The sequence below is a fragment of the Alkalihalobacillus sp. MEB130 genome (assembly GCF_032335535.1).
GTDB lineage: Bacteria > Bacillota > Bacilli > Bacillales > Bacillaceae_D > Halalkalibacter.
The window spans coordinates 154,909-179,403 of record NZ_JAOANA010000007.1 but is presented as its reverse complement, the minus strand read 5'-3'; the positions used below and the strand labels follow the sequence as shown (position 1 = coordinate 179,403).

Genomic DNA, 24,495 nt, shown 5'->3' with positions numbered 1-24,495 from the left:
CGACCATTCCAAAAGCTCAAATTATTCTTCCTCGTACTCAGATAAGATTTCTGAAATCAGTAAAAATAAACAAAAGTACGTATACAGTGCCATAAGTGAAGCGGGATAACCGATTCGCTCCCCTGTATCGGTTGGAACGAGACTGTGAGAAAGGGCGAGATCTAAATGAATGTCCACAGATTCAACCCAGTGCTCGCTACCATCTGTATCAACTGTTGCCGATAAACCAACAGTGAAAATATGTTGCTTAGATAGTTGCTTGGCAATACCAATCATTTCTGGGTCCGATGATGACCTTGCTAACAGAAAGACGCGATCGGCTGGATCTAATGTAACGATCGATCCTTCTTCGATCAAGGGAGAAACACGTGCTAGTGTTTCTTTTCCGTGTAAAGCTTCGGCACAAACAGCAGCCATTTCGCCAGTTCCGTGAATATAAATATGACCATCACCTACTAATGCTTGGCTTAACAGTCTAGCTGCATCTTCAAGCATATCTTCATCAAGTGTGTTGTTTAGCAAACCTATTAGTTGAGTTTTAAAAATTTTTTGCAAAATGTAAGCCTCCTCTTTTGACAATGAAATTAGTACGTTATAATCTAAATAAGGCAAATTGTACGGTTTTAATTCATTTATCTCGTTAAAATGTGATAAAAGAGTCTAGTTACCATCTTCTCGACACTCTTAGACAAGCTTGTCGTACATTGTCCTACGATTGTACATATTTTGAGCAGGATTTTATAAAGGAAAGACAGAATTAGACTTGTTGTGAAATGCGTGTGCTTTATTTTACCTGATGAAAATTCGAAAAGAAAATAATACACACATAAATTGAGAGGAGCGATTTAAGTGAAGAAAATTCTAGTTGTAGATGATCAATATGGTATTCGGGTGTTACTCTGTGAAATTTTGCAAAAAGATGGGTATCAAATGTTTGAGGCAGCAAATGGGGTACAAGCACTGAAAATTGTTGAGAATGACAAACCAGATCTTGTTCTTTTAGATATGAAGATCCCAGGAATGGATGGACTTGAAATTTTAAAACGAATTAAAGAAAATCATGCCGAAGTAGATGTCATTATGATGACGGCATATGGCGAGTTGAATTTGATTAACGAAGCGATGAGTTTAGGGGCAATTACTCACTTTGCAAAACCATTTGATATTGACGATATTCGTGAAGTAATCAAAAATAGTTTAGCGGTTTCGTGACCTTCATCACTATAAAACGCTTACACGTAAAAACTTTCAGAAACCTTGCAGAAACGCGTGTTTTTTAGTCGATATATGCTATAATGAACTCGATTCAAATATCGAGCTTTTTATAGATGAATCTATATTTAGCAAGAAACTTTGTACATAAGCAAGTTGGATATTTGCTAAGATTTCGGGTAACTTGTTAAATAGATGCGGAGGAGAACTGCGTCTGTGATCTATAGATTCGCTCTAACAGAAGGAGGATGTACAATGCCTTTAGTATCAATGAAGGACATGCTTAACAAAGCAAAGGCAGAAAGCTATGCAGTGGGTCAATTCAACTTAAATAACCTTGAATTTACTCAAGCGATCTTACAAGCAGCAGAAGAGGAAAAATCACCAGTAATTCTTGGTGTATCAGAAGGTGCAGCTCGTTACATGGGTGGTTTCAAAACGATTGTAGCAATCGTTGAAGCTCTTATGGAAGAGTACAATGTAACAGTTCCTGTTGCGATTCACCTTGACCACGGTTCAAGTTTTGAAAAGTGTGTAGAGGCAATCCATGCAGGTTTCACATCTGTTATGATTGACGGATCTCACCATCCTTTAGAAGAGAACATTGCGATTACGAAGCAAGTAGTAGCGGTTGCTCATGCTCTTGGAGTATCAGTTGAAGCTGAACTTGGTCGTATCGGTGGACAAGAAGATGATTTAATTGTTGATGATGCAGATGCAGCATACGCAATTCCATCTGAGTGTAAGGAATTAGTTGAAGCAACAGGTGTTGACTGCTTCGCGCCAGCTCTAGGTTCTGTACACGGCCCTTACAAAGGTGAACCAAACCTTGGTTTTGACCGTATGAAAGAAATCGATGAGCTAGTTGGAATTCCATTAGTTCTTCACGGTGGTACAGGTATCCCAACTGCTGACATCCAAAAAGCGATTGAATTTGGACATGCAAAAATTAACGTAAATACAGAAAGCCAAATTTCTTCTGCAAAAGCTGTTCGTGAAACGCTTGCTGCAAAGCCAAATGAATACGATCCTCGTAAATATTTAGGCCCTGCACGTGAGGCGATTAAAGAAACAGTAAAAGGCAAAATGCGCGAATTTGGTTCTTCAAACAAAGCGTAATTGAAAGTACCATTAAAAGCAGTTCGCAATGAGCTGCTTTTAATGGCATTATTTTTAGTTTCAATTTTCGAAAAACATAGTTTTGTAAACGCTTCGACAATTTTCGTCGATTTATTTTATAGATAGATAATAGGAAACTAGGGAGGAAGAGAAACATGAAATTTTTTATTGATACAGCTAACATTGAACAAATTAAAGAAGCAAAGGCATTAGGAGTATTGGCAGGAGTGACAACAAACCCATCTCTTGTGGCAAAAGAAGGCGTAGATTTTCATGACCGCTTACGCGAGATTACAACTGTCGTTACAGAACATTCTGTTAGTGCGGAAGTGATTGCACTTGATGCAGAAGGAATGATTCGAGAAGGAAAAGAATTAGCAGCGATCGCGCCAAACATTACGGTAAAAGTTCCAATGACAACGGAAGGGTTAAAAGCTGTTGCTGCGTTTTCTGAGCTTGGTATTACAACGAACGTTACATTAGTGTTTTCTGGTGTACAAGCATTATTAGCAGCTCGTGCGGGAGCGACGTATGTATCCCCATTCTTAGGAAGACTTGATGATATTGGTCAAAATGGTTTAGATCTTATCTCTGAAATTGCAGAAATCTTTGAAGTTCACGAGATCCCAACAGAAATTATCGCTGCATCCGTTCGTCATCCAATGCATGTTTCTGAGTCTGCACGTAGAGGAGCGCATATCGCTACGATTCCGTTTAATGTTATTAAGCAACTTACAAAACATCCGCTCACGGACCAAGGAATTGAGAAGTTTTTAGCTGATTGGAACAATCGTTAATCCTAGATCCTTCCCTTATTAAGATGGCAATTTGTTCTTATTTCCGATACAATCAAACATAGAAAAACTCGTTACATTTTCTATGTTGTGGTTATAATGGATTGTATAGAGCAAATTGTGTCTTTTTATAATGCACCAACGGAAGGGATGCGGTTATGGATAAACTTATGATTGAAGGCGGTCATCCGCTAGAAGGTACAGTACAGATTAGTGGCGCAAAAAATAGTGCCGTAGCGTTAATTCCGGCAGCTATTTTAGCAGATTCGAAAGTCATTATTGATAATTTACCGGAGATTTCTGATGTACACTTACTTGGTGAGTTATTAGAAGAAATCGGTGGGAAGGTCGAGCTCTCAGAAAATGAGATGACCATTCATCCTGAATCAATGATTGCGATGCCGTTGCCAAATGGACGCGTAAAAAAGCTTCGTGCATCTTATTATTTAATGGGTGCTATGCTTGGAAAATTTAAAAAGGCTGTCATTGGTCTACCTGGTGGTTGTAATTTAGGCCCAAGACCGATTGACCAACATATAAAAGGATTTGAAGCATTAGGTGCAAAAGTTACGAACGAACAAGGTGCGATTTATTTGCGTGCAGATGAACTTAAAGGCGCGCGGATTTACCTTGATGTCGTTAGTGTAGGCGCAACGATCAATATTATGCTTGCTGCTGTTAAGGCGAAAGGGCAAACGATTATTGAAAATGCAGCGAAAGAACCGGAAATCATTGATGTTGCCACACTTTTAACGAGTATGGGAGCGAAAATCAAGGGAGCCGGGACAAATGTGATCAGAATTGATGGAGTCGAATCGTTATCAGGTTGCAGGCATTCAATCATTCCCGATCGAATTGAAGCCGGAACGTATATGATTTTAGCTGCAGCGATGGGGCAAAAAGTCATTATCGATAACATTATTCCGTATCATGTTGAATCGTTAATTGCCAAGTTAAGAGAAATGGGCGTGCACATCGAAGAATCAGATGATAGATTGTTGATACATAGTACTGCTGAGAAAAAGGGAGTAGATATAAAAACCCTTGTCTATCCTGGCTTTCCGACAGACCTTCAACAACCGTTTACGAGTCTCTTAACACAAGCAGAAGGTACGAGCATTGTAACAGATACGATTTACAACGCACGTTTTAAGCATATTGATGAGCTTAGAAGAATGGGTGCGAATGTAAAAGTAGAAGGACGTTCCGCGATTATTAATGGCAAAACCCTTTTACAAGGGGCAAAAGTTCGAGCGAGTGATCTTCGGGCAGGAGCTGCTCTTGTGGTAGCTGGCTTACTTGCTGAAGGTGTAACGGAAATTTCCGGACTTGAGCACATTGATCGTGGATACGCCAATTTAGAGGAGAAATTAGTCGGTCTTGGCGCGAAAATTTGGCGTGAAGAAATGACCGAAGAGGAGTTAGATCAAGTAAATAGTTAACCAGACGTGGGGGGAGCGAGATGGAAAGAAGTTTATCAATGGAGTTAGTCCGTGTAACAGAGGCTGCAGCGCTAGCGTCAGGTCGTTGGATGGGACGAGGCAACAAAGACGAAGCTGACCGAGCTGCAACCGAAGCGATGCGTGATGTATTTGATACGATTCCGATGAAAGGAACCGTTGTGATCGGGGAAGGTGAAATGGATGAAGCGCCTATGCTGTATATCGGTGAAAAGCTTGGTAACGGCTATGGTGCGCGCGTCGATGTAGCTGTTGATCCGCTCGAAGGAACCAACATTGTCGCATCAGGACAGTGGAATGCCTTAGCTGTTTTAGCAATCGCTGACCATGGAAACCTTCTTCATGCACCAGACATGTACATGGACAAAATTGCGGTTGGACCAGAAGCGGTAGGAAAAGTCGATATTGATGCTCCTATTATTGATAACTTAAAAGCTGTCGCCAAAGCGAAAGGCAAAGATATTGAAGACTTAGTTGTTTCGATTTTAAATCGTGACCGTCATGAGAAAGTGATTCATGACATTCGTCAAGCTGGGGCAAGAATTAAATTGCTCTCAGATGGAGATGTTGCTGCTGCCATTAATACAGCTTTTGGCGATACAGGTGTTGATATTATGCTAGGTTCCGGCGGGGCTCCAGAGGGTGTAATCGCTGCGGTTGGACTCAAATGTTTAGGCGGAGAGCTTCAAGGTAAACTTCTACCAGCTAATGAGGAAGAGTTAGCTCGTTGTAAAAAAATGGGCATTGAAAATGTTGATAAAGTACTACGCATGGACGATCTCGTATCAGGTGATGATTGTATTTTCGCCGCAACGGGTGTAACCGACGGAGAACTTCTAAAGGGGGTTCGTTACCACGGTTCATCAGCAACGACTCAATCACTCGTTATGCGTGCAAAATCAGGAACCGTTCGTTTTGTTGATGGAAAACACAGCATGAAAAAGAAACCAGACTTAGTGATTCGTTAATAGAATAAGGCTTCTCTTTCGTATATACTAGTTCCTGTCAATACTAGCTGCTTAAGCTCCAAGGTTGTCCTAATGAATCCATCACAGATTTTTTTAGGGCAACCTTTCATTTGATTTGATTGCATGAACATGAGCTTTTTCCTTGAATATTTTCTTGAAATATGGTTAAAATAGTATATATGTTCGTGTTTATTTTTCATTCCCTCCATTCTCTCCAAGACCCGCATTTTTCCTTTAGATATTTGCATTCTTAATTCTAAAGTTAAAGTAAGAAGAGGAAGTATTGATCGTTTTTCCTATGCCTTTATGTATTGAACAAACAATCTCGTATGCCTTTATGTATATTTTTTGGTGTGCTTTGGGATTTATATTTTATAGAAGTGTGGTGTAACCATGGGAGTAAATATCTCTGAATTAGAGAATATGAAGCTAAAAGAGCTTTATGAGTTAGCGAAAGAATACAAAGTTTCCTATTATAGTAAATTAACAAAAAAAGAATTGGTGTTTGCCATTTTAAAAGCTCAAGCTGAAAAAGACGGTTTGATGTTTATGGAAGGCGTCCTTGAAATTATCCAATCAGAAGGATTTGGCTTCTTGCGTCCGATTAATTATATGCCAAGCTCTGAGGATATTTATATTTCCGCTTCGCAAATTCGCCGTTTTGATCTAAGAAATGGTGACAAAGTATCAGGGAAAGTAAGACCACCAAAAGAAAATGAACGATATCATGGCCTTCTTCATGTAGAAGCAGTGAACGGAGCCCCACCTGAAACGTCAAGAGATCGACCGTACTTCCCTGCATTAACACCGCTTTATCCGGAACAAAAAATTGAACTTGAAACTGCTCCAGGTCGCGTTTCTTCACGAATCATTGATATGATTTCGCCTGTTGGTTTTGGGCAACGTGGATTAATTGTTGCTCCTCCAAAAGCCGGGAAAACATCTTTGATGAAAGAAGTGGCAAATAGCATTGCTGAAAATCATCCTGATGTTGAACTGATCGTTTTATTAATTGACGAACGTCCAGAGGAAGTAACAGACATTGAACGTTCCGTTAAAGCAGAAGTGGTAAGCTCGACATTTGATGAAGTTCCAGAAAATCATATTAAAGTAGCTGAACTTGTGTTAGAGCGTGCGATGAGACTTGTTGAACATAAAAAAGATGTTGTGATCCTTATGGATAGTATTACTCGTTTAGCTCGTGCCTATAACCTCGTTATCCCACCAAGTGGACGAACATTGTCTGGAGGGATTGACCCAGCTGCGTTTCACCGTCCGAAACGATTCTTTGGAGCAGCAAGAAACATTGAAGAAGGCGGAAGTTTAACGATTTTAGCGACTGCGTTAGTGGAAACAGGCTCTCGTATGGATGATGTGATCTATGAAGAATTTAAAGGAACAGGTAACATGGAATTGCATCTTGATCGCAAATTGTCAGAACGTCGTATTTTCCCTTCCATCGATATTCGCCGTTCTGGTACAAGAAAAGAAGAGCTTCTTATGCCGAAAAATCAGTTAGAAAAACTTTGGGCGATCCGCAAAACAATGAGCGACACACCAGAGTTTGTTGATCACTTTATTAAGCGAGTGAAGGAAACGAAAACGAATGCTGATTTCTTTGAAGCGATGGAAGAGGAAATGAAACGTAAGGTGAAGCGCTAAAAAACGAATTAAAAGGGTTTTCCTCAGAGAATCCAAGTATTTCTATGTAAATGGAGTTGATTTTTAACGGTCAACTTGTTATAATTTCGTCATGTGTGATTTAGATAACTCTGTTTCGAAGAGATTCAGGGCAAAAGGAGATGAAAGAAATGAAACAAGGAATTCACCCTAATTACCAAAAAGTGGTTTTCCAAGATACAAGCACAGGCTTTAAGTTTTTGTCTGGTTCTACAAAAGGATCTGCTGAAACGATCGAATGGGAAGACGGTAACACGTATCCACTTCTAAAAGTTGAGATTAGCTCGGATTCTCACCCGTTCTACACTGGTAAGCAAAAACTTACTGATGTTGGTGGCCGTGTTGATAAGTTCAAGAAGAAATACAACATGAAGTAAACTGGATAAACGAACAGGCAAGCGCGCAGCTCTTGCCTGTTTTTTTTGCACATACTACGTAATACGGAATAGTCCGTTTCTATATAGAGCAACATTTGTTGAGACATTTATGCTGTAAGGTGGGGAATTTTAATGTACGTAATGAAACAAGAAGGCTGGATCGAAGTGATTTGCGGAAGCATGTTTTCCGGGAAATCTGAAGAATTAATACGACGCGTTCGACGCGTTAGTTATGGGAAGTTACTTGTTCAAGTATTCAAGCCTGAAATTGATAACCGTTATAGTGAAGAAGAAGTGGTTTCCCATAACGGGACAAAGGTAGTTGCTACTCCTGTGAAACACTCGATGGATATCCTTGAATTAGTGAAGGATGAAACGCAAGTCGTTGCGATTGACGAAGTTCAATTTTTTGATGAAGCCATTATTGCGGTTGTAGATGAACTAGCCAATAACGGAAAACGTGTGATTTGTGCTGGTCTTGACCAAGATTTCCGTGGCGAGCCATTTGGACCAACTCAACGGCTAATGGCATTAGCTGAAGAAGTAACAAAGCTTCAAGCTGTTTGTCCAAGTTGCGGTTCTCCTGCTAGTCGAACTCAACGTTTAATCGACGGTCAGCCAGCATCATATAATGATCCAGTCATTCTTGTTGGAGCGGCGGAATCATATGAACCACGCTGTCGTCATTGTCATGAAATACCAAACAAGCCACCGCTTTTGCCTGGTCTTGCTATGAGGTCTGGTCAAAACTAACAGGTACCTTTGTTCACACGTCCGGACATACTAAACGTGCAGCCCCATAATAGGCAAGCATGGAGGTGCTTCGGACATGAATAAAAAATGGCTCAGTTGTATAGCAATGGGACTCGTGCTCGTGACAGGGTGTGGAGAAGATCCTCAACCCCCGCAGGCACAAGGGAATGCAGTCACTCATAACAATCCTGAAGCTAGAACTCCAGACGCTGGACAAGTAGCGTATGGATTACTTGGACCTGGTCCGGTTACGTATGGCAGTTTGTTTCGCCAACCACCTGCCTATCAACACCCCGGTGAAATAAACACAGGGACAAGCTTTAAATCATTGCACAGAGAACGAAGACATCTTGGAAATGACCAAGAGCTCATTCACCATATTATCGAAGAAGAACATGGAATGGAAGCAGGGGTAGTCATCATTGCCGGGCATCACGCATTCGTCAACGTGACCCCACCTGCCGATCTAAATGGGGATGAAAAGAAAAAAGAGATGGATAAACTAAAACGCGACCTCCGTCTTGAAATTCCACGCTACGAAGTCCATGTTACAGAAAGGAACGCCTAATCGGCGTTCTTTTTTTCTTGGGGGTCATTCTTGGGGGTCAGACCCTTCTTTACCCCTTCACCGCAACAGCGAGGGGTCTGACCCCGGTACTACAATCTTCGTGCAGTTTGTTGCACGGGGTCCCAGACTCCATTGAAAGGAGGAGCATACGCAAGATCTAAATCCTCCAACTCAGAAACGCGCATTTTATGATAGAGAGCAGTTGCCAATACATCGATTCGTTTATCCACACCTGCTTCTCCGATGACTTGTGCTCCAAGCAAGCGTTCTGTTTCTGTATGATAGCTCATCCGTATGTCCAACTTCTTCGGCTCAGGATAATAGCCTGCAATGTGAGGAATTTGCGCACTAATCGTTTCGTAGGGAAACTTGAGCTTTTCAATTTCAGCTTCGGATAAACCTGTTCGTCCTAAAGTTAGATCAAAAAACTTAATGATCGAAGTTCCGACCATTCCTTGGAAGGGGCGCGGGGATCCAACCATAGAACGACCAGCGGTGCGTCCTTGTTTATTTGCGTGTGTACCAAGGGGGATATAGTCGTCTTGTTCTTTCACCCGGTGGTACTGAGTCGCGCAGTCGCCTGCTGCATACACATCTTCAATGTTTGTCTCCATAAATGGATTAACATTGATCGCACCATTGTCAAACAAATGAATGCCGGTCCCGTCAAGAAAACCTGTATTTGGCTTCACCCCAATTGCAATTACGACAAGGTCACTATCGGCATGACCTTTATCGGTTATCACGCGTGTAACTCTGCCATCGTCATCACCTTCAAATGACTCGACCGATTCATTTAACTTCAGCTCCACACCTTGTTTAATGGCTTCCTCTCCAATTTTTTCGCTAAATTCCTCATCAAAAATTCCTGCAAGCCTCGGACCGCGCTCGATAATCGTTACTTTTTTGCCGATCTCAACAAAATTTTCAGCCATTTCTAACCCGATATAGCCACCGCCTATAACGGTGATATGATTGACTTGGTCTAAATCTTGCATCAAGGCTTTTGTATCTGGGATCGTTTTTATTGAATGAATGCCTTTTAAATCAACACCATCCCAGGGTGGGACGATCGGACTTGCGCCAGTGGCGACAAGCAATTTATCGTAGGAAAGCTCAAATCCTTCTCCAGAAACAACTTTTTTCTCTATGTCAACAGACGTTACCTCATGATTGACGCGTGCATCGATTCCGTACTTTTCGCGAAAAGTCTCAACGGATCGAGCAATTAATGAATCAAAGGAATCAATAAGACCACCAACAACGTAAGGCAACCCGCACTGAGCATAAGAATAGATTTCTCCCATTTCAAGTGTCGTTACTTCAGCGGATTCGTCGTGGCGCACAATTTGCATTGCTGCACTCATTCCGGCAGCATCTCCACCGATAATTACGTATTTCATCGAAATCACTCCTTTTACTATAGTTACTTTTCCCATTTTTACTATTAGTTAAGCGGAATTTGGTAAGACTATAAAGATGTCGAGTCAAACGAAAAAGGCAAGGACGGCATTTTTGATGGGAAAAGAGCGAATCTGATGTGCAGTGGCTCCGCGCGGCGTGCGCCTTTTTGAGAAGAGCGCTCAAAAAGGCTTAAGAGAAGACGCCGGCTCCGCACACTGCATCGAGACAATACAAAAAGGCAAGGACTGCCTTTTTCTGGTAAGAGAGCGAACTCATGTGCAGTGGCTCCGCGCGGCGTGCGCCTTTTTGAGAAGAGCACTCAAAAAGGCTTAAGAGATACGCCGGCTGCGCTCACTGCATCGAGTCAATACAAAAAAGCAAGGTCGGCCTTTTTCCCGGAAAGAGAGCGAATCTGATGTGCAGTGGCTCCGCGCGGCGTGCGCCTTTTTGAGAAGAGCGCTCAAAAAGGCTTAAGAGATAACGCCGGCTGCGCTCACTGCATCGAGTCAAACGAAAAAGGCAAGATCGGCCTTTTTCCGGAAAAAGAGCGATCCCGGTGTGCAGTGGCTCCGCGCGGCGTGCGCCTTTTTGAGAAGAGCGCTCAAAAAGGCTTAAGAGCCAACGCCGGCTGCGCTCACTGCTTCGAGTCAACCGAAAAAGGCAAGATCGGCCTTTTTCGGTTAACTCTCATTGACCCGCTTCTTTCTGTATACTATAATTAGACTGTTATACACTGGAAAATCTTAATGAGGTGAAGAGCCGTGTTAGATCGTTTACAATCGGTTGAGGATCGGTATGATCGACTCAACGAATTACTTAGTGATCCTGATGTTATAAATGATTCAAAGAAATTACGTGAGTATTCAAAGGAACAATCGGACTTAGAAGAAACCGTTCAGGCGTACCGTGAATATAAAGAAGTCAACGAGCAGCATAAAGATGCAAAAGCGATGCTTGAAGAAAATCTAGATAGTGAAATGTATGCAATGGTTAAAGAAGAAATTAGTGAACTGGCTGATCGTAAAGAAGAGTTAGAAGCCCGTTTGAAAATTCTTCTTTTGCCGAAAGATCCGAATGATGACAAAAACGTTATCATGGAAATTCGCGGAGCGGCTGGTGGAGATGAGGCACAGCTTTTTGCGGGTGACCTTTACAAAATGTACAGCCGTTTTGCTGAAGCGCAAGGTTGGAAGACAGATGTGATTGAGTCAACTTCAACGGAGCTTGGTGGTTATAAGGAAATTATTTTTTCTGTTAATGGTGCCGGTGCTTATTCGAAATTGAAGTATGAAAATGGTGCTCATCGCGTTCAGCGTGTTCCGACAACCGAGTCAGGTGGTCGTATTCACACGTCAACCGCTACGGTAGCTGTTTTGCCAGAAGCAGAAGAAGTAGAAGTGGATATCCATGAAAAAGACATTCGTGTTGACACGTTTGCTTCAAGTGGACCAGGTGGACAGAGTGTTAATACTACGATGTCAGCTGTTCGTCTTACGCACTTACCGACAAATACGGTTGTATCATGTCAGGACGAAAAATCACAAATTAAGAACAAAGAAAAAGCGATGAAAGTCCTTCGTGCGCGTGTTTACGATAAAATTAATCGTGAAATTCAAGCAGAATACGATCAAAACCGTAAGCTTGCTGTGGGGACAGGAGATCGTTCCGAGCGTATTCGTACGTACAATTTTCCGCAAAGCCGTGTAACGGATCACCGCATTGGGTTAACTTTGCAAAAGTTAGAGCAGATTCTTCAAGGAAAACTCGATGAAATCATTGATGCTTTAATCGTGGAAGAGCAAGCGGAAGCGATGCAAAATGCAGAGCAGTAAGATGAATGAAATGACGATTCGTGAGGCCCTTCGTTGGGCTTCTTCTTTTTTAGAGGAAAGAGAATTGGAAGCGCCTGTAGCCGAGTGGCTGCTTCGTCACTATTATCAAGTCAACCGGGCGAAACTTTTTATGATACTAGATGACACAATCGAACCTGAGGTGTACGAGCGTCTAAAGCAAGACGTCGAACGGCACGCAGGTGGTTCGCCTGTTCAACATATTATCGGATATGAGGAATTTTTCGGAAGGCGCTTTTCTGTGAATGAGCATGTCCTTATCCCGCGCCCGGAAACAGAAGAACTTGTTGTGGCGGTTCAGGAACGTAAACGCGAACTTTTCCAACAGGAGAAGGTTCAGGTAGTTGATGTAGGGACAGGGAGTGGTGCGATTTCTGTAACTCTTGCGCTTGAGGATGAAACGTTGAACGTTCAAGCCATCGATATTTCTGAAGAAGCGCTTCAAGTTGCAAAAAGAAATGCCGAGAAGCTAAGTGCAAAGGTTCACTTTATGCATGGCGACTTGCTTGCGCCTATTATAGAAGTAGGAGCTCGAGTCGAAGTGGTGGTGTCCAATCCACCATACATCCCGCTGACAGATGCGCCGAGCTTAGCTGTTCATGTTCGAGATCATGAACCACATTTAGCGTTATTTGGTGGCGAGGATGGACTTGATCTTTACCGAAGATTTATGGAACAATTGCCACTCGTTCTAAAGGATAAAGGGATAGTTGGATTTGAAGTGGGTGTCGGTCAAGCTGCTGTGATCAAAGAAATGCTACAAACGACGTTTCCGCAGGCAACAACAGAAATAAAAAGAGATATTAACGGCAAGGAGCGCATGGTCTTTGCTTATGGGAATATGACGAGATAATTGCTAAGAGATCGCTCTCTTAGCTTTTTTTTGTGAATTCCCATAAAATTGTAAAAGTTATAGTGTTTTATGTTAAGTTAGAAAGAGCTGTAAACGCGAATAAGGAGGGGACAAATGACGCGAAGAATAGGGCTAGGATATTTTATTGGAGTGAATGTATTGAGTTTCTTCTTTTATAGTCAGTTCACATGGATGGGAATTTTCTCTGGAATCGTTGGATTTGGTATTATTCTTTGTCTACCTTTTATTATAAAACGAGAAAATAAATAAACAAAAAAAGTAGAGGCGATTCGTTTTGTTAAACAGTATTATGATCACTGTAACTATTCTAGTAGTTATCTTTTCAAGTGTGGTCCTTTATAAGAAGCGAAAAAACATGAAAAATGTTAACGGAGTCAAAGGCTGGGTGACTCCCACTTGTATGTTAGTGTCCCCTGTTCTTATGTTACTAGCGCACTTATTTGATGTAGTAGGATTGATCAGTTGGGGACTGCTTTTTATTCTACTATTTGTCGCAGCTTATTTTACAAAATATTTGCCGGTTCCTAATAAGTAATAATAAAAATAGTGAGATTTAATATGAGATAAAAAAGAAAGAACATGAGTTCAAGGAGTGATTTTTGTGAAGTTACCTGGATGTTGGTCGTGTAAATGAGATATTTCAGTGGAAAGAACTGTTGCTTTACGTTGAGGGAAGAAAAAAATGCCGGAAATGTGGAGAAAAACAATATAGAACGACGAACTCCAAGTGGAAAACAGCTCTCCTTGTTTTGCCCGTTATGCTAATTCCGGGGATCTTACGATTGATCTTACCTCTTTCTTTTTTCACGCAACTTTCTCTTATTTTCGTTCTAACGATTGTTTGCTTTTCGTTTATGCCTTTTCATTATCGATTTACAGATAAGGAGCAGGCGTTGTTTTAATATTGGTTAAAAGAGGCTACTGATCTCTAATTCAGTAACCTCCGTTCTATCTGTTTATTAAACTTTTAGGCGATTAGATGCGAGCTTTAACTCATTAACGACGTCGACTAATTGATTGCTAGATTGTGCAGATTGATTGACGGAAGACGATAGCTCTTCAATAGAGGCGGTAATTTCTTCAGTTCCGGCAGCGTTTTCTTCTGCTATCGCGGAAAGACTTTGCATGATATCGATGATTTCGTTCTTTTTCGAATTCATGTTCATTCCTGATTCATTCAGCTCTTGAATGCTGTCCTTGATCGTGCCGACAGAGGACTCGATGTTTCCAAGTTTCTTATTCAAGTTTTGTACACTTGCCGACTGGTTTACGATGCTGTCTTCTAGTTCGTGCATGGCGTCTGATGCTTCCTCTGATTTTTTTCCAAGCTCATTAATATCACTTGTTATTTCTACAGAGAACTTCTTGGATTGTTCAGCTAGTTTTCGAATTTCTTCAGCAACAACAGCAAACCCACGTCCGTGCTCACCGGCTCTAGCAGCTTCGATGGAAGCATTCAAAGCAAGCAAGTTTGTTTGTTCTGTAATCGCTAAAATTCCACTACTAGCCATTTCAATTTTTCTCGAGCTTTCGGTTGATTGTTTAATGGTTTCGGCTACTTTAGCGACGGTTTCATTGCTTTCATTATTGGAATGAATTAATTCTTTTGTTGCATCTTCTGCCTCTTGCTCAAAGGATATAATGTCAGCGATTAATGAATTCAGCTGCTTGAGTTGTGCTTGGTCTTTTTCAATAATGCGACCTAATTCTTCAATATGTTCGGTTCCGCGTTCTGTGTCATTGGCTTGACCTGATGCACCGGAAGCAATCTCAGTGATAGCCGATGCTACTTCTTTTGCAGAGATAGACGATTGCTCAGCAATTTTCAAGGCTTCACTGGAGCTTTGTGATACTGAAGCAATGGTTCGCTCAAGGTAATCGATCATTTCTTGACGATCTTCTTGAATCGCTAAAATGGCTTGACCCATTATGGCTGAATTTCCACCTCGGCTAGTCAGCTTATCTGTTATATTAATAAGACTTTCAGTTGGTGAAGAAGATGAAAATTGTAATAAGTTTTCATTAATGGTTTTGGCTGACTTTAATTGAATATCAACCCCAACAACGCCAATGACTTTTCCAAGTTTCTTTACTGGCATAGCCACTGTAGTCATTAGTATGTTTTGGCCATCTATTTCAAAGTGAAAGGGTTCGATTATAGTGAGTCTGCCTTCTTGAATGGGACGGGTGTAGAAACGCTCCGAATGCAAATTCTCCAAAAATGTCACTTCGCTGCCAGTATCAACTCTATATATATATGGTGACATTTGGCCAATGCTATTTCCATATTGGTTGATTGATTGAGAGTCTTTTCCATCAAAAGCATTTGGCTCAAAAGCTACCCAAACACCTAAATATTCTTGATGATCCTCTAAATATGTTTCAAGTTGCTTAATCACAGCCTGCCTACTAGCAAATTGATTATGACTCAATGACTCATTCATGTTCTTCGTTGTGACAATTGCATCATCAATTAATACATAATCACTGAGAGAAGCTTTCTTAAGACCGTTAAAGGCCAAATCTAATTGGTTGTTTGATGCTCTCCATTGTAATAAGACATACAACCCGATCCCTGCTGATAATGTTGTTAAGATGGCAGTTTGTACGATTTCATTTACCCATGCATTTAATAAAATGGTAACGAGCATCGCTCCTCCAACTAAAAAAAACTTTCCTTTTTGAACTTTCACTATAGTTCCTCCTATTGTGTTTTCGTCTTGTTGTAATGGAGATCCGATATTACTCTTCATTAAGACTTAAGTACTAAGTATACATACCTAGCTTGTATTACCCTATTATATAGGGAATGAAACAATAAAATTAAATTTCTTCTATAAAATTTTCAAAAATACTAGTTACAAAGGGGTTTCAGCATGTAACTCATAAAATAAAAAAAGATTTTTAAATTAGATGTTTAAAAGAAAGTCGTCCTGTCCACAATGTTTTTATGAAGGGACGGTGCTTAGTCAATGAAACCAAATGTTGTTATTTATCTATTATTCTCTTTATTTGTTTTAATCATGAACTGGGAATCTCAAAACGCAGTGGCAGTTGCGTCTTTACATAATGAAGTAAGTCAAGAGGAAGCGGTTCGGCTTCGAATTCTAGCAAATAGTGATTCTGTAAGAGATCAAGCATTAAAGCGTGACATTCGTGATGAAGTGAATGCGGCAATTACAGAGATGGTGCTGGGTGTGAATGATTTAGAAGAAGGCAAAGCGATGATTGAAGGCAATCTAGCAAAAATAGAAGACATCGTAGAAGCAGAGTTAGCGAAAATGGGGATGGACCAAACGTATGAAGTGAGTTTTTCTGAAGTGGAATTTCCGACAAAGCTTTATGGAAACATTGTGTATCCGGCAGGGTTGTATGATGCGGTATTAATCACACTAGGTGAAGGGAAAGGGGAAAACTGGTGGTGTGTGTTGTTCCCACCGTTATGTTTCTTAGATATGGCAAATGGAGATGCGGTTGCAGCGGATGCTGAGGTAGAGGAAGAGGTAGTTGAGGAAGATGTGGAGGAAGTCGAAGTGGCGTTTTTCGTGGTTGAAATCTTCTCTAAAATTAAAGATCGTATTTTTTCTTCAGAAAAAGTATAAAACAATGCTGATAGAGGAACGGATGGGTTTCTCTATCAGTTTTTTTGTGAGAGAATAAGGAAGTTCTCAGATTTCTAGCATAAATGGTTCATGCTCTACATACATTTCTAGTAATAGATTAAGAGAGGGTGGAGCTAAATGGGAATCGTTGTTCGTAAAGCAAAAATGAAGGACATGCTTCCAATTCAACGATTGGTAGCCAAAGCTGGGTTACGAGATGAAGGAATTGAACAATATATAGAAAGTTTCCTTGTCGTCGAGGATGAAGACGAGAATCTAATTGGGACAGTGGGAATTGAGCAGTATGAAGAAAATGGGTTGCTCAGATCGCTTGTACTAGATTCCCCCATTTGGAATGCGAAACTTAGTTTAGAGTTTTTGCAGCTAACTTTGAAATATGCTGAAGAGCAAAGGATGGATACGGTCTATTTATGTGCGAAGGGGACGAATGCACTGTTTCACCAGTTAGGCTTTCGTGAAGTCGAGAAAGAGGACGTTCCGGAACCTGTGAAGAATTCGTCTCATTTTCAACGAAATGCGCTAGTTGATGCAAAGGTTTGGGCATGTGAATTAACAGAGTAAGTTGTGGAAAAGTGAATAAAATATGGGAGTTATCTACAAGTTGTCCACAGCCGTGGACAACTTCTTTTCGTGTGCAAAAAACAATCTTGTCGAAAGAGAGGGCGGAATGATGTGGTTTGTCAGGTGGAATCCTTGTTTTTATAGGGTTTTTGTCGAAAATTTCCCGTTTTATTGACATCGATAGACAACACTTGCAAAATGGAGGAGATAGGAGAGATGAACAGTGAGTTATAAACAAACAAAATATTGGAGTGTGGATAACTTTTCCGGAAGTGAGGAAAATCTCCAAGTAATGAAGGAAGCAGCGTTGTGGATAACAAAAGGGGAAATAGTGGCATTTCCGACTGAGACGGTATACGGACTAGGAGCGAATGCGTTAGACGAACAAGCGGTCAAAAAGATTTTTGAAGCAAAAGGTCGTCCGAGCGATAATCCACTAATTGTCCACATTGCTGACATCGAGCAATTAGATGAGTTGGTATTGGAGATTCCAGATGTAGCTCATCAACTAATGAATCAGTTTTGGCCAGGGCCGTTAACGTTAATATTTAAGAAAAAACAAGTGGTGGCTCCGAGTGTCACAGCTGGGTTAGAGACAGTAGCTGTTCGGATGCCTGATCATGATGTTGCGAGGGCGTTGTTGCGAGCGGCGGGGGTTCCTGTTGCAGCGCCGAGTGCGAATGTGTCAGGAAAGCCGAGTCCGACTACGGCGGCACATGTGTATCATGATTTAAAAGGAAAAATTAAAGGAATCGTCGATGGCGGGAGAACAGGAGTTGGTTTAGAATCGACAGTCTTAGATTGTTCGACCCCGGTTCCGATGTTGTATCGACCTGGAGGTGTCACGAAAGAAGAGCTGGAGGCTGTCATTGGAAAAGTGGATGTCGACCCAACGCTATTATCGTTATCAGCTGAACAAACTCCGCTATCTCCAGGTATGAAGTATACGCACTATTCACCATCAGGAACGGTTTATTTAGTTCGCGACCGGCAAAAGATGGTTGAACTGATCTGGCGAGCGAAACAAGAAGGAAAGCGTGTAGGTGTGCTAACAACCGTTGAAAATGAAGGGGCATATGAAGCGGATGTTGTTGTTGCTTGTGGATCTAGAGAGGATTTAGCAACAGTGGCGAGCGCTCTTTACGATAGCTTACGAACATTTGATGAACGCGAGGCAGAAGTGATCTTCTCTGAAGTGTTCCCGTATGAGGGATTAGGCATTGCGATCATGAACCGGTTGGAAAAAGCCGCAGGGGGTCAGACCCCTCTGTAGGAAAGTAATGCGGTGAAGGCATGCAAGGGGGTCAGACCCCTCTGTATATTATCACCGCGGTGAAGAACAGCCGAGGGGTCTGACCCCCATCATAACTCCCCGTTAGGCGGCCGATGAAAGTTGGTTGTCTATTTTCTTTTGGACGTGCATACATTGGCAATAGCATGTACAAGGAGTGGTTGTGATGGGGGAGTTTTTGACGCTTTTTATTATGGCAAGTGCACTTGGCATGGATGCCTTTTCGATAGCGCTTGGGATGGGAATGCTTGGTCTTAGATTAAGGCAAATTTTCCATATTGGCGTGACAATCGGTTTGTTTCATGTGATCATGCCACTTTTAGGAATTGCGGCTGGGAAACTATTATCAAATTATTTTGGAATGATAGCCACACTGATTGGCGGTGGGCTTTTATTAATTATTGGTCTACAGATGGTTATTTCCTCTTTTAAATCAGATGACGATGATAAATTGATGCGTCCTGTTGGTATGGGATTGGTTCTTTTTGCTCTTAGTGTAAGTTTGGATAGTTTTTCAGCGGGACTAAGCTTTGGCATGCTTGGAGCGAAAACGGCATTAACAGTATTGATGATTGGAATTGTCAGTATGGTGCTATCGTGGATTGGTTTGTTAATGGGCTCGCGGTTTCAACATTATGTTGGCTCTTATGGGGAGTTACTTGGTGGGTTTATCTTAATTGGTTTTGGAATTAAGCTCATCTTTTAAAGGCAGAAAAGAGGAGCTTTACATAGAGTCGAATAGGAACGAAATGACCTCTTTGTATATACCGTTTTTATATTCGTTATGATAATATGGAACGTAATGGTACGTGGAAAGTGGCTTCATTTTAATTAGAATGAAAGAAACATTTGTATCATAGAAGAAAGGGCGTTTTCAGACATGAAAAATGTGTTATTTGTTTGCACAGGAAATACATGCAGAAGTCCGATGGCAGAAGCATTATTGCGATCTCAAGCGGATGAAGTCCTGCAAGTGAAATCTGCTGGGGTGCAAGCTTTTCCGAATAGTCCAGCATCTGAAGGGACAAAGGCCGTTTTAGCCGAAAAAGGAATTGTGGCTAAGCACGAGGCTCAACCTGTTACAGAGGAATTACTTGAGTGGGCTGACGTCATTTTAACAATGACCGTATCTCATAAAGAAATGATTCGAGTCTTTTATCCTCATGTAATCGATAAGCTTTTTACATTGAAAGAATATGTCGACCCAGCAACGAACGATTTGGACATTGACGATCCAATAGGTGGACCGATTGAGGCCTATCGTCAAACGGCTGAACAAATCGAACAATGCTTAAAGACAGTCACAAAAAAAATAACAGAATAACTTACTTAATGGGGGAGACTCATGTCGGGGGAACGTAAGTCGTATCGATCTAGTATTCGAAAAAAGTTAGTCATTGGAATTAGTGGACTAGCTATCATTACATTTGGATTTAGTGCCATTTTTATTTTCTTTTTAGCGGATCTATTAGAAGGCCTACTTGGCTTAAGTGGCAATGCTCTTATCGCCTTTACATTAGTAAAAGGGGTCTTTTGGAGTGGGGTTTTAGGATATGTCGCTGCTCCTCTTATTACGAAGCCTTTAAAAGAAGTAGAAGAAGCAGCAAGACGGGCGGCAGCTGGAGATATTCAACGTGATATTGTTGTATCCAAGTCAGATGATGAGATTCGAGCTCTTGGAATAGCGTATAATGAAATGCTTCAAAGTCTACGGAGTATGGTTCATGATATCGAAAACAATTTCAATAATACAAATGAAAAAGTACGCGAGATATCAGCTGCATCTGAAATGGCTGCGACCAAATCGTCGCAAATTGGTTCGACAATGGATGAAATAGCAAAAGGTGCAGAAAATACTGCATATGCTATTCAAAATACAGCTGAATCAATGGAAGAAGTTACGAGTATTGCCGAACAAGTGCAACGACGTGCTCGTGAGTCGAAACAATCATCAGAAAGTATGGTTATGCGGTTATCGGAAAGCAGAACAGTCGTTGATTCTCTTGTTCAAGGCATTCAGCAATTAGCTTCTGATAATGAAGAATCGCTTGTAGCGGTGAGTCGCCTTGAAAATCAAGCTAGAGAAATTGGGGATATCATTTCGCTTGTTGGTGACATTGCGGGGCAAACGAATTTGCTCGCCTTAAATGCGTCAATTGAAGCGGCAAGAGCAGGGGAACAAGGAAGAGGATTTGCTGTTGTTGCGGATGAAGTGCGAAATTTGGCGGATGAAAGTGCCAAAGCGGTTCAAGGCATTACAAAACTGATTCATAACATGCAAACAGAAGTAAAAAATGTTGCTGTTCAAATTAGTGAGCAAGTAAAAGTGGCGATGGACCAATCACAACAAGGGACGGCTACAAACGCGGCTATTGGTGAAGTCGAAAAGTCGGTAAAGCAAGTCGATTCCTTTATTGCGGACATTACTGATATGATAGATAGACAAATGGAATCGATTAAGAAAACGACAAATGAATCTCAAGAAGTAGCTGCCATTGCAGAAGAAACCTCAGCTGGTTCTGTTGAAATTTCAGCAATGACGGAACAGCAAGGAACCGTCATTAATGAGATGGAACAGGTTGCTCATGAGCTTTCTGATCAGTCAAAAAAATTAAAAGCAACGATTGAACGATTCACAATATAATAGAAATGAGTAGGGGGGAAGGTAGAGATGAAAGTAGCCATTGCATCAGATCATGGTGGAATCCATATTCGTAAAGAGATTATGAGTGTTATGGATGAGCTTCAAATCTCATATGAAGATTTTGGTTGTGAATGTGATACGTCAGTTGACTATCCGGACTATGCACTACCTGTAGCTGAAAAAGTCGCAAGTGGAGAATTTGATCGTGGAATTCTTGTATGTGGAACGGGGATTGGAATGTCGATTGCCGCAAACAAAGTCAAAGGAATTCGTTGTGCTCTTGTTCATGATATGTTTACTGCAAAAGTCACACGGGAACATAATGATAGCAATATTCTAGCGATGGGGGAGCGAGTGATTGGGCCAGGACTAGCAAGGGAAATTGCTCGAATATGGCTCGTTACTGAATTTGAAGGCGGTAGACACGAAAATCGAGTGAACAAGATTACAGATTACGAAGCATAAGAAAAGTAGGAGGCGCATGATGACTCCCATAGACCAAATCAAACAACAGCTATCGCAGGCATTACAGGATTTACATAAGGCATTTCCTTTAACAGAAGAAGCTTTGCTTGTCGTTGGGACAAGCACAAGCGAAGTAATAGGGGCGCATATTGGCACAAATGGTTCGCATGAAGTGGCTGAGGTTATTTATCGAGAATTGGAGCAGCTGCACAAAGATACTGGTGTCCAGCTTGCTTTTCAATGTTGTGAACATTTAAATCGTGCTCTAGTTTTAGATGAAAAAGTAGCCAAACAACGCGGATATGAACTCGTATCCGCTATTCCTATTCGAAAAGCAGGCGGGGCGATGGCAACCTACGCCTTTAAAAAAATGAAAAATCCCGTTTTAGTTGAAGAGATTCAAGCTGATGCGGGCATTGATATTGGCGATACGCTTATCGGAATGCACTTAAAAAAAGTTGCGGTTCCTGTTAGGAGCCGTGTAAAGTCAATTGGAGAAGCGCATGTGACGATGGCAAAAACGAGGCCGAAATTAATTGGAGGCATTCGTGCTGTCTATGAAAAAACGGATGAACATGAATAAAAATTTTTTTTTTGCTATTTTCATACGGAAATGGTTTGCTTTTGTGGTAAGATAGAAGCGAATAAGAAGTTGGATGGTTTTAAAACCGAAATATATTGGAATTGGAAGGGGAATAGAGATGTTGAATCAAAAGTCATTAAATGAGCAAGATTCGAAAGTGTTTGAAGCCGTTCGTCAGGAGCTAGGACGTCAACGTGATAAAATTGAATTAATTGCGTCAGAAAATTTCGTAAGTGCTGCCGTTATGGAAGCTCAAGGTTCTGTTTTAACGAACAAATACGCAGAAGGTTACCCTGGTCGTCGTTATTATGGCGGTTGTGAGTATGTTGACGTTGTCGAAGATCTAGCGCGTGACCGTGCGAAGGAAATTTTCGGAGCAGAGTATGTGAACGTTCAGCCACACTCTGGTGCACAAGCAAACATGGCTGTTTACTTCACAATTTTAGAGCCAGGTGATACGGTTCTTGGGATGAATCTTTCTCATGGTGGACACTTAACTCACGGAAGCCCCGTTAACTTCAGTGGTGTTCAATATAACTTCGTTGAGTATGGTGTGGATAAAGAAACGCAATTCATCGATTATGATGTCGTTCGTGAACTAGCAAAAGAGCACAAGCCTAAGTTAATCGTAGCTGGTGCTAGTGCGTACCCACGTGCCATTGATTTCGCGAAATTCCGTGAAATTGCTGATGAGGTTGGCGCATACTTAATGGTTGATATGGCACACATTGCAGGTCTTGTTGCAGCTGGTTTACATCAAAACCCTGTTCCATATTCTCATTTCGTAACAACAACAACACATAAGACACTTCGCGGACCTCGTGGTGGTATGATTTTATGTAAAGAAGAGTTTGGTAAGAAAATTGATAAGTCGATCTTCCCTGGAATCCAAGGTGGCCCACTTATGCACGTGATCGCGGCAAAAGCTGTTTCTTTTGGTGAAGTATTAACGCCAGAATTCAAAGCGTACGGCCAAGCGGTTATCGATAATGCTAAGCGCCTAGCGGAAAAGTTAATGAGCGAAGGAATTAACATCGTTTCAGGCGGAACAGACAATCATCTTTTACTTTTAGATTTACGTACACTTGGCCTAACAGGTAAAGTGGCGGAGCATGCTCTTGATGAAGTAGGAATCACAACAAACAAGAACACGATTCCGTTTGACCCAGAGAGCCCATTTGTAACGAGTGGTGTTCGTATTGGAACAGCTGCGGTTACATCACGTGGACTTGATCTTGAAGCAATGGATGAGATCGGTGAAATCATCGCTCTTACTCTTAAAAATGTTGATAATGAAGAAAAATTAGAAGAAGCTCGTACTCGTGTGAATGCGCTAACTGCAAAATTCCCGATGTACACGCATCTATAAGAAGAAAAGCTGGACCCTGTATAAATAGGGTCTGGCTTTTTTTGCGTACGTTCTGGTGCGCTTGGAATTAGAACTGTGCAAGGTTAGTAGATTCCCTTATAAGGGATACCTTACATAACCAAAGCTGAATATTCCTAATTTTACTTTATTAAGTGAAATGTGATAATTTCTACCCGTAAACCTTGAAGGCGACTGGCTTTTTATGTAGAATCTTGTAGAAGCAAAGTATCTTGAATCGAATGAAGATAGAATAAAGGAGCTAAAACGTATGAGCAAAGTTTTCGTATTTGACCACCCTTTAATTCAGCATAAACTTACGTATATCCGTGATAAAGAAACAGGAACGAAGGAATTTCGCGAATTAGTGGACGAAGTAGCCGGTTTAATGGCTTTTGAAATTACACGTGACTTGCCATTGCAAGATGTAACAGTAGAAACACCAGTTGGAACAGCGCAAGCTAAAACCATTGCTGGGAAGAAGCTTGGACTTGTTCCAATTTTACGTGCAGGCCTTGGAATGACAGATGGAATTTTACGCATGATTCCTGCTGCGAAAGTGGGACATGTTGGGTTGTATCGTGACCCTGAAACGTTGCAACCAGTTGAATACTATGTCAAGCTTCCGACAGATGTGGAAGAGCGTGAATTTATTGTCATTGATCCAATGCTAGCAACGGGCGGATCCGCGATTGAAGCAATCAACAGTTTGAAAAAACGTGGAGCAAAAACGATCAAACTTATGTGTTTAGTGGCAGCGCCTGAAGGAGTGAAATTAACTCAAGAGGCTCACCCTGATGTTGATATTTTCTTAGCGGCATTAGACGAGAAACTAAATGAAAAAGGCTATATTGTCCCAGGTCTAGGCGACGCCGGAGATCGTTTATTTGGAACAAAATAAAA

General features: G+C 41.3%; 27 protein-coding genes. 24 read left to right on the top strand and 3 right to left on the bottom strand.

The features are described from left to right. Positions 1-21: 21 nt before the first annotated feature. Positions 22-555 (bottom strand): DUF2529 family protein, encoded by a 534-nt coding sequence (locus N0O92_RS09465; protein ID WP_315614435.1) that lies wholly within the window; start codon positions 553-555, stop codon positions 22-24. 294 nt (positions 556-849) lie between these two features. Between N0O92_RS09465 and N0O92_RS09460 the strand changes: the two genes are divergently transcribed. From N0O92_RS09460 to N0O92_RS09420, 9 genes are all read left to right on the top strand, one after another. Next, positions 850-1,212: a response regulator gene (locus N0O92_RS09460; RefSeq protein WP_315614434.1), complete on the top strand. Its 363-nt coding sequence runs from the start codon at positions 850-852 to the stop codon at positions 1,210-1,212. 255 nt (positions 1,213-1,467) lie between these two features. Beyond that, on the top strand, positions 1,468-2,331 hold the full coding sequence (locus N0O92_RS09455; RefSeq protein ID WP_315614433.1) for a class II fructose-bisphosphate aldolase: 864 nt from the start codon (positions 1,468-1,470) through the stop codon (positions 2,329-2,331). 155 nt (positions 2,332-2,486) lie between these two features. Further along, entirely contained in the window at positions 2,487-3,128 is a 642-nt protein-coding gene (gene fsa, locus N0O92_RS09450) for a fructose-6-phosphate aldolase (RefSeq protein WP_315614432.1), read from the top strand. Positions 3,129-3,283: 155 nt separating this feature from the next. Next, the gene (locus tag N0O92_RS09445; protein WP_315614431.1) at positions 3,284-4,567 is read left to right on the top strand and encodes a UDP-N-acetylglucosamine 1-carboxyvinyltransferase; all 1,284 of its coding nucleotides are present in this window, start codon (positions 3,284-3,286) and stop codon (positions 4,565-4,567) included. Between the two features lie 20 nt (positions 4,568-4,587). Then, complete coding sequence (glpX, locus tag N0O92_RS09440) at positions 4,588-5,553, top strand: class II fructose-bisphosphatase (RefSeq protein ID WP_315614430.1); 966 nt, start codon at positions 4,588-4,590, stop codon at positions 5,551-5,553. Between the two features lie 393 nt (positions 5,554-5,946). Continuing rightward, positions 5,947-7,215 carry a transcription termination factor Rho gene (gene rho / locus N0O92_RS09435; protein WP_315614429.1) on the top strand — a complete coding sequence of 423 codons (1,269 nt, stop codon included), beginning with the start codon at positions 5,947-5,949 and terminating at the stop codon, positions 7,213-7,215. Positions 7,216-7,364: 149 nt separating this feature from the next. Further along, a complete protein-coding gene (locus tag N0O92_RS09430; RefSeq protein ID WP_315614428.1) occupies positions 7,365-7,610 on the top strand; it encodes a type B 50S ribosomal protein L31 in 246 nt (81 codons plus the stop codon). A 132-nt stretch (positions 7,611-7,742) separates the two neighbouring features. Next, on the top strand, positions 7,743-8,363 hold the full coding sequence (locus N0O92_RS09425; RefSeq protein ID WP_315614427.1) for a thymidine kinase: 621 nt from the start codon (positions 7,743-7,745) through the stop codon (positions 8,361-8,363). 76 nt (positions 8,364-8,439) lie between these two features. Continuing rightward, complete coding sequence (locus N0O92_RS09420) at positions 8,440-8,931, top strand: hypothetical protein (protein WP_315614426.1); 492 nt, start codon at positions 8,440-8,442, stop codon at positions 8,929-8,931. A gap of 89 nt (positions 8,932-9,020) precedes the next feature. Here the strand turns inward: N0O92_RS09420 and N0O92_RS09415 are convergent, their stop codons facing one another. Continuing rightward, complete coding sequence (locus N0O92_RS09415; protein ID WP_315614425.1) at positions 9,021-10,334, bottom strand: FAD-dependent oxidoreductase; 1,314 nt, start codon at positions 10,332-10,334, stop codon at positions 9,021-9,023. 762 nt (positions 10,335-11,096) lie between these two features. Here N0O92_RS09415 and prfA point away from each other — a divergent pair. The 5 genes from prfA (at position 11,097) to N0O92_RS23805 (ending at position 13,961) form a co-directional block, all read left to right on the top strand. Further along, positions 11,097-12,167 carry a peptide chain release factor 1 gene (gene prfA, locus N0O92_RS09410; protein WP_315614424.1) on the top strand — a complete coding sequence of 357 codons (1,071 nt, stop codon included), beginning with the start codon at positions 11,097-11,099 and terminating at the stop codon, positions 12,165-12,167. Next, complete coding sequence (gene prmC, locus N0O92_RS09405; protein WP_315614423.1) at positions 12,154-13,038, top strand: peptide chain release factor N(5)-glutamine methyltransferase; 885 nt, start codon at positions 12,154-12,156, stop codon at positions 13,036-13,038. The genes prfA and prmC overlap by 14 nt, the downstream gene beginning before the upstream one ends. A gap of 114 nt (positions 13,039-13,152) precedes the next feature. Further along, on the top strand, positions 13,153-13,308 hold the full coding sequence (locus N0O92_RS09400; protein WP_315614422.1) for a hypothetical protein: 156 nt from the start codon (positions 13,153-13,155) through the stop codon (positions 13,306-13,308). A 106-nt stretch (positions 13,309-13,414) separates the two neighbouring features. Then, positions 13,415-13,594 (top strand): hypothetical protein, encoded by a 180-nt coding sequence (locus tag N0O92_RS09395; protein WP_315614421.1) that lies wholly within the window; start codon positions 13,415-13,417, stop codon positions 13,592-13,594. Positions 13,595-13,670: 76 nt separating this feature from the next. Next, positions 13,671-13,961: a TIGR04104 family putative zinc finger protein gene (locus N0O92_RS23805; protein ID WP_396334489.1), complete on the top strand. Its 291-nt coding sequence runs from the start codon at positions 13,671-13,673 to the stop codon at positions 13,959-13,961. 57 nt (positions 13,962-14,018) lie between these two features. On the opposite strand, the gene N0O92_RS09390 is transcribed toward N0O92_RS23805, so the two are convergent. Then, the gene (locus N0O92_RS09390) at positions 14,019-15,752 is read right to left on the bottom strand and encodes a methyl-accepting chemotaxis protein (protein WP_315614420.1); all 1,734 of its coding nucleotides are present in this window, start codon (positions 15,750-15,752) and stop codon (positions 14,019-14,021) included. A gap of 279 nt (positions 15,753-16,031) precedes the next feature. Between N0O92_RS09390 and spoIIR the strand changes: the two genes are divergently transcribed. The 10 genes from spoIIR to upp all read left to right on the top strand — a co-directional run bounded on the left by spoIIR (position 16,032) and on the right by upp (position 24,493). Next, positions 16,032-16,661, top strand: coding sequence for a stage II sporulation protein R (gene spoIIR / locus N0O92_RS09385; RefSeq protein ID WP_315614419.1), 630 nt, complete (start codon positions 16,032-16,034; stop codon positions 16,659-16,661). A gap of 138 nt (positions 16,662-16,799) precedes the next feature. Further along, positions 16,800-17,243, top strand: a complete 444-nt coding sequence (locus N0O92_RS09380) for a GNAT family N-acetyltransferase (protein WP_315614418.1) — start codon at positions 16,800-16,802, stop codon at positions 17,241-17,243. A 223-nt stretch (positions 17,244-17,466) separates the two neighbouring features. After that, positions 17,467-18,516, top strand: a complete 1,050-nt coding sequence (locus N0O92_RS09375; RefSeq protein WP_315614417.1) for an L-threonylcarbamoyladenylate synthase — start codon at positions 17,467-17,469, stop codon at positions 18,514-18,516. A gap of 184 nt (positions 18,517-18,700) precedes the next feature. After that, complete coding sequence (locus N0O92_RS09370) at positions 18,701-19,240, top strand: manganese efflux pump MntP (RefSeq protein WP_315614416.1); 540 nt, start codon at positions 18,701-18,703, stop codon at positions 19,238-19,240. A 174-nt stretch (positions 19,241-19,414) separates the two neighbouring features. Beyond that, entirely contained in the window at positions 19,415-19,858 is a 444-nt protein-coding gene (locus tag N0O92_RS09365) for a low molecular weight protein arginine phosphatase (protein WP_315614415.1), read from the top strand. Between the two features lie 21 nt (positions 19,859-19,879). After that, positions 19,880-21,178 carry a methyl-accepting chemotaxis protein gene (locus N0O92_RS09360; protein WP_315614414.1) on the top strand — a complete coding sequence of 433 codons (1,299 nt, stop codon included), beginning with the start codon at positions 19,880-19,882 and terminating at the stop codon, positions 21,176-21,178. A gap of 27 nt (positions 21,179-21,205) precedes the next feature. Beyond that, positions 21,206-21,643 carry a ribose 5-phosphate isomerase B gene (gene rpiB, locus N0O92_RS09355; protein WP_315614413.1) on the top strand — a complete coding sequence of 146 codons (438 nt, stop codon included), beginning with the start codon at positions 21,206-21,208 and terminating at the stop codon, positions 21,641-21,643. Positions 21,644-21,659: 16 nt separating this feature from the next. Then, positions 21,660-22,226, top strand: coding sequence for a TIGR01440 family protein (locus tag N0O92_RS09350; RefSeq protein ID WP_315614412.1), 567 nt, complete (start codon positions 21,660-21,662; stop codon positions 22,224-22,226). A 118-nt stretch (positions 22,227-22,344) separates the two neighbouring features. After that, positions 22,345-23,595 carry a serine hydroxymethyltransferase gene (gene glyA / locus N0O92_RS09345; protein ID WP_315614411.1) on the top strand — a complete coding sequence of 417 codons (1,251 nt, stop codon included), beginning with the start codon at positions 22,345-22,347 and terminating at the stop codon, positions 23,593-23,595. 268 nt (positions 23,596-23,863) lie between these two features. Next, a complete protein-coding gene (gene upp, locus N0O92_RS09340; protein WP_315614410.1) occupies positions 23,864-24,493 on the top strand; it encodes a uracil phosphoribosyltransferase in 630 nt (209 codons plus the stop codon). The last annotated feature ends 2 nt before the right edge of the window (positions 24,494-24,495 follow it).

Bases quoted from the DNA above. Each gene is read 5' to 3' on its own strand.
- N0O92_RS09455 (WP_315614433.1), top strand. From the start codon at position 1,468: ATGCCTTTAGTATCAATGAAGGACATGCTTAACAAAGCAAAGGCAGAA.
- fsa (WP_315614432.1), top strand. From the start codon at position 2,487: ATGAAATTTTTTATTGATACAGCTAACATTGAACAAATTAAAGAAGCA.
- N0O92_RS09445 (WP_315614431.1), top strand. From the start codon at position 3,284: ATGGATAAACTTATGATTGAAGGCGGTCATCCGCTAGAAGGTACAGTA.
- glpX (WP_315614430.1), top strand. From the start codon at position 4,588: ATGGAAAGAAGTTTATCAATGGAGTTAGTCCGTGTAACAGAGGCTGCA.
- rho (WP_315614429.1), top strand. From the start codon at position 5,947: ATGGGAGTAAATATCTCTGAATTAGAGAATATGAAGCTAAAAGAGCTT.
- N0O92_RS09430 (WP_315614428.1), top strand. From the start codon at position 7,365: ATGAAACAAGGAATTCACCCTAATTACCAAAAAGTGGTTTTCCAAGAT.
- N0O92_RS09425 (WP_315614427.1), top strand. From the start codon at position 7,743: ATGTACGTAATGAAACAAGAAGGCTGGATCGAAGTGATTTGCGGAAGC.
- N0O92_RS09420 (WP_315614426.1), top strand. From the start codon at position 8,440: ATGAATAAAAAATGGCTCAGTTGTATAGCAATGGGACTCGTGCTCGTG.
- N0O92_RS09415 (WP_315614425.1), bottom strand. From the start codon at position 10,334: ATGAAATACGTAATTATCGGTGGAGATGCTGCCGGAATGAGTGCAGCA.
- prmC (WP_315614423.1), top strand. From the start codon at position 12,154: ATGCAGAGCAGTAAGATGAATGAAATGACGATTCGTGAGGCCCTTCGT.
- N0O92_RS09400 (WP_315614422.1), top strand. From the start codon at position 13,153: ATGACGCGAAGAATAGGGCTAGGATATTTTATTGGAGTGAATGTATTG.
- N0O92_RS09395 (WP_315614421.1), top strand. From the start codon at position 13,415: ATGAAAAATGTTAACGGAGTCAAAGGCTGGGTGACTCCCACTTGTATG.
- spoIIR (WP_315614419.1), top strand. From the start codon at position 16,032: ATGAAACCAAATGTTGTTATTTATCTATTATTCTCTTTATTTGTTTTA.
- N0O92_RS09380 (WP_315614418.1), top strand. From the start codon at position 16,800: ATGGGAATCGTTGTTCGTAAAGCAAAAATGAAGGACATGCTTCCAATT.
- N0O92_RS09370 (WP_315614416.1), top strand. From the start codon at position 18,701: ATGGGGGAGTTTTTGACGCTTTTTATTATGGCAAGTGCACTTGGCATG.
- N0O92_RS09365 (WP_315614415.1), top strand. From the start codon at position 19,415: ATGAAAAATGTGTTATTTGTTTGCACAGGAAATACATGCAGAAGTCCG.
- N0O92_RS09360 (WP_315614414.1), top strand. From the start codon at position 19,880: ATGTCGGGGGAACGTAAGTCGTATCGATCTAGTATTCGAAAAAAGTTA.
- rpiB (WP_315614413.1), top strand. From the start codon at position 21,206: ATGAAAGTAGCCATTGCATCAGATCATGGTGGAATCCATATTCGTAAA.
- N0O92_RS09350 (WP_315614412.1), top strand. From the start codon at position 21,660: ATGATGACTCCCATAGACCAAATCAAACAACAGCTATCGCAGGCATTA.
- glyA (WP_315614411.1), top strand. From the start codon at position 22,345: ATGTTGAATCAAAAGTCATTAAATGAGCAAGATTCGAAAGTGTTTGAA.
- upp (WP_315614410.1), top strand. From the start codon at position 23,864: ATGAGCAAAGTTTTCGTATTTGACCACCCTTTAATTCAGCATAAACTT.